This is a genomic window from Pseudomonas sp. 15C (genome assembly GCF_055484735.1).
Genome location: NZ_JBUDGD010000113.1, coordinates 1 through 4,973, shown reverse-complemented (window position 1 = coordinate 4,973; position 4,973 = coordinate 1). Strand labels below are relative to the sequence as shown.

Below are 4,973 nucleotides of genomic sequence, written 5' to 3'. Positions count from 1 at the left end.
CGAAGTATCAGCGGTCAATTTGACCGTCGAAGTGTCGATGGTATCGGTGACTGTCGTCACGGCTGGAGCGGTGTTCGGAACAAGGTTCTCGAAGTTGCCACCGGTGGCGCCAGTGATCGTCGCCTGCACGGAGCCGGCATCTTTGTAGACGTCGTCGGACGGCGCAGCCACGGTCGCGGTGCCGGTGGTTTCGCCAGCCTTGATGGTGATCACGGCGCCGTTGGACAGCGTCACGGTCACTGGCGAACCGGCAGGGTTGGTCAGGGTTGCGGTGTACGTAATCTGACCACCTTCAGCCACGGAACTGGTTGCACTCAGCGACAGGTTGGTGGTGTCGACGGTGTCCGTAACGTTGGTCGAAACCGGCGACTTATCAGCAACCAGATTTTCGAAGTTACCTCCAGTCACATTGGTGATGGAGTTAGTGATCGGTGCATGACCGTTCAACACATCGTTCGGTGCGGTGGTAGTCGCGGTGCCGGTAGTCTGGCCAACACCGATGGTGATGGTCTGGCCGTTGGCTAGAGTCACGACCACAGGCGAACCGGTTACCGGAGCGCCAACAGTAGCGGTGTAGGTAACGTTGCCACCTTCAGCGGCCGACTCGGTGGCAGTCAGTTTGACGGTGGTTGTGTCTATGGTATCCGTGACGTTGGTCACCGCCGGAGCAGTGCTTGGCACCAGGTTCTCGAAATTGCCGCCCGTTGCATCCTTGATGCTGACTTCGACTTTGCCGGCATCCTTGTAGACGTCATCGGCCGGTGCCGGAACGGTCACGGTGCCAGTGGTTTCGCCAGCCTTGATGGTGATCACGGCGCCGTTCGACAGGGTCACGGTCACCGGTGTGCCGGCCGGGTTGGTCAGCGTTGCGGTGTAGGTGATCTGGCCACCTTCGGCTACCGAATCACTGGCAGTCAGATTCAGATTGGTGGTGTCGGTGGTGTCCGATACCGCGGTGTCCGCGGACTTGCCATCCACCACCAGTTTTTCGTAGTTGCCGCCCGTGGCGCCATCGATGGTCACGCTCAGCGAACTGCCGCCGGCCAGCGGACTGTTCGGCGCGACGTAGTTGACGCTGCCGGTGGTTTCGCCAACGGCGATGGTGATGGTCTGACCGTTGGACAGGCTCACGATCACCGGCGAACCGGTGACTGGCGCGCCCACGGTCGCGGTGTAGACCACGGTTTCGCCTTCGGCGACGTTCGCCGTAGCGCTCAGTGACACGGTGGAGGTGTCGATGGTGTCGTTGACGGTGGTCACCGCCGGAACGGTGCTGGTGACCAGGTTTTCGAAGTTGCCACCGGTGGCGCCTTTGATGGTCGCTTCAACGCTGCCGGCGTCTTTGTAGACGTCGTCCTTTGGTGCATCGACGGTCACGGTGCCGGTGGTTTTGCCGGCATCGATGGTGATCGTCGCGCCATTCGACAAGGTCACGGTGACGGGCGAACCGGCGGCGTTGCTCAAGGTGGCGGTGTAGGTGATCTGCCCGCCTTCATTCACCGAACCGGTGGCGCTGAGCGTCAGGTTGGTGGTGTCGCTGGTGTCGGTCACGGTAGTACTGACCGGGGTTTTGTCGGCAACGAGGTTTTCGTAGTTGCCGCCGCTGACGTTGGTGATCGAGTTAGTGATCGGCGCGTGGCCGGTCAATGCATCGTTCGGCGCGGTAGTGCTCACGCTGCCGCTGGTCTTGCCGACTTCGATGGTGATGTTCTGACCGTTGGCCAGGGTGACAACAACCGGCGAACCGGTGACCGGCGCGCCGACCGTGGCGGTGTAGGTGACAGTGCCACCTTCGGCAGCGGTCTCGGTGGCGGTCAATTTGACTGTCGAGGTGTCAACGGTGTCGGTGACATCAGTGACCGCCGGCGTGCTGCTCGGCACCAGATTTTCAAAGTTGCCGCCCGAGGCGTCCTTGATCGTGACTTCGATTTTGCCGGCATCTTTATAGACGTCATCGGCAGGCGCCGGAACGGTCACGGTGCCGGTGGTTTTGCCGGCTTCGATGGTAATGACCGCACCGTTGCTCAGATTCACGGTGACCGGCGTCCCGGCCGGATTGCTCAGGGTCGCGGTGTAGACAATCGAACCGCCCTCGGCCACGGAGCCAGTCGCAGACAATGACAGGTTGGTGGTGTCGGCAACGTCAGTCACCGAGGTCACGGCCGGGGTTTTATCGGCGACGAGGTTTTCGTAATTGCCACCGCTGGTGCCGTCGATTTTGACGCTCAGCGTGTTGCCGCCGGCCAGAGCATCGTTCGGCGCGGTGAAGTTGACGCTGGCGTTGCTGGCGCCGACCGGGATGGTGATGGTCTGGCCGTTGGACAAGGTCACAACTACCGGCGAACCGGTGACTGGTGCGGTCACGGACGCGGTGTACACCACCACGCCACCTTCGACGGTGCTGGCGCTGGCCGTCAGTGAAACGGTGCTGTTATTGATGGTGTCGGTGACATCGGTCACGGCCGGGGTCTTGTCGACCACCAGATTTTCGAAGTTACCGCCGCTGGTCTTGGTGATGCTCGCATCGACCTTGCCGGCGTCCTTGTAAACGTCATCGCCGGGAGCGGCGACCGTCGCGGTGCCGCTGGTCGCGCCTTTGGCGATGTTGATCACCGCACCGTTGCTCAGGGTCACGGTCATTGCCGTGCCGGCCGGATTGGTCAGGGTCGCGGTGTAGACGATCGAGCCACCTTCGGCAACGCTGCCGGTGGCGCTCAGGCTGATATTGGTGGTGTCGACGCTGTCGGTGACTTTGGTCACGACCGCAGAGCGATCGGCATCGACCTTCTCGAAATTGCCGCCGGTGTGGCTGGAGATCGCCGTCTGCACCTTGCCGCCATCCACGTATGGCGTGTTGGCCGGGGCGGGGAAGTTCACCGAACCGCTGGTGGCGCCGGCAGCGATGTTGATCACCGCGCCGTTGGCCAGGGTCACCGTCATGGCGCTGCCGGCCGGGTTGCTCAGGGTCGCGGTGTAGGTGATCTGGCCACCTTCGCTGACGGTGTCGCTGGCGGTCAGGGTCAGGCTGGTCTTGTCGACGGTGTCGTTGACCGTGGTGCTGACCGGGGTCTTGCTGACGTCGAGTCTCTCGAAATTGCCGCCGCTGGCATCGGTCATGGTCACGGTGAGCTTGCTGACATCCTTGTAGACGTCATCGCTCGGCGCGGCGACGGTCACCGAACCGCTGGTCTTGCCAGCTTCGATGGTGATGGTCTGGCCGTTGCTCAGGTTGACGGTCACCGGCGTCTGCGCGGCGTTGGTCAGGGTCGCGGTGTAGGTGATCGAGGTGCCTTCGAGCACATAGCTTTCAGCGCTGAGGGTCAGGTGCGTGGTGTTGACCGTGTCGGCGACGTTGGTCACCGCCGGCGTCGGGTTGGCGACGAGGTTTTCGAAGTTGCCGCCCGCAGTGTCCTTGATGGTTACTTCGACTTTGCCGGCGTCTTTGTAGACGTCATCGGCCGGCGCCGGAACGGTCACGGTGCCGGTGGTCTTGCCGGCGTCGATGGTGATCGTCGAGCCGTTGCTCAGGGTTACGGTGACTGGCGTGCCGGCCGGGTTGCTCAGCGTCGCGGTGTAGACGATCTGCCCGCCTTCGTTGACGTTGCCGGTGGCGGTCAACGCAACGGTGGTGGTGTCGACGGTATCGGTCACGGTGGTGCTGACCGGGGTCTTGTCGGCAACCAGATTTTCGTAGTTACCGCCGCTGACGTTGGTGATCGAGTTGGTCAACGGTGCGTGACCGATCTGGACGTCATTCGATACGGGGGTGGTAACGCTGCCGGTGGTCTGGCCGACGGCGATGGTAATGTTCTGGCCGTTGGCCAACGTCACGACAACAGGCGAGCCGGTAACCGGTGCGCCAACGGTGGCGGTGTAGGTGACGATGCCGCCTTCGGCGACCGAAGTATCGGCGGTCAATTTGACCGTCGAGGTATCGATGGTGTCGGTGACTGTCGTCACGGCTGGAGCAGTGCTTGGTACCAGGTTTTCGAAGTTGCCACCGGTGGCGCTGGTGATCGTCGCCTGCACGGAGCCGGCGTCTTTGTAGACGTCATCGGCAGGTGCAGCAACGGTCGCGGTGCCGGTGGTTTCGCCAGCCTTGATGGTGATCACGGCGCCGTTGGACAAGGTCACGGTCACCGGTGAGCCAGCGGCGTTGGTCAGCGTCGCGGTGTACGTAATCTGGCCACCTTCAGCCACGGATCCTGTCGCACTCAGCGACAGATTGGTGGTGTCGGCAACGTCGGTGACGGTGGTCGAAACTGGAGTTTTGTCCGCAACCAGATTTTCGTAGTTGCCGCCGCTGACGTTGGTGATTGAGTTGGTCAGCGGAGCGTTGCCGGTCAGCGCGTCGTTCGGAGCGGTGTAGGTGATGGAACCGGTGGTCTGGCCGACGGCGATGGTGATGTTCTGGCCGTTGGCCAATGTCACGACAACAGGCGAGCCGGTGACTGGCGCGCCGACGGTGGCGGTGTAAGTGACGGTGCCGCCTTCGGCGACCGAAGTATCGGCGGTCAATTTGACCGTCGAGGTATCGATGGTGTCGGTGACCTGAGTGACCGCTGGCGTGGTGCTCGGGACAAGGTTTTCGAAGTTGCCACCGGTGGCGCTGGTGATCGTCGCCTGCACCGAGCCGGCGTCTTTGTAGACGTCATCGGCAGGTGCAGCTACGGTCGCGGTGCCGGTGGTTTCGCCAGTCTTGATGGTGATCACGGCGCCGTTAGACAAGGTCACGGTCACTGGCGAGCCAGCGGCGTTGGTCAACGTCGCGGTGTAAGTGATCTGGCCGCCTTCGGCCACGGAACCGCTGGCGCTGAGGCTCAGTCCGGTGTCATCGACCGAGTCGGTGATTGTGGTCACGGCTGGCGTCGTGTTCGGCACCAGGTTTTCGAAATTGCCACCGGTAGCGCCAGTTATGGTGGTGCTGACGGTGCTGCCATTGTTGTACACGTCATTGGCCGCGGTCGGCACGT

At 62.4% G+C, this 4,973-nt stretch carries 1 protein-coding gene; it reads right to left on the bottom strand.

What is annotated here, in order from left to right; translation table 11 throughout:
• Positions 1 to 4,973, bottom strand: a 4,973-nt coding sequence (locus ACYYKW_RS26365; protein WP_464991579.1) for a beta strand repeat-containing protein, incomplete at both ends; no start/stop codon positions are given.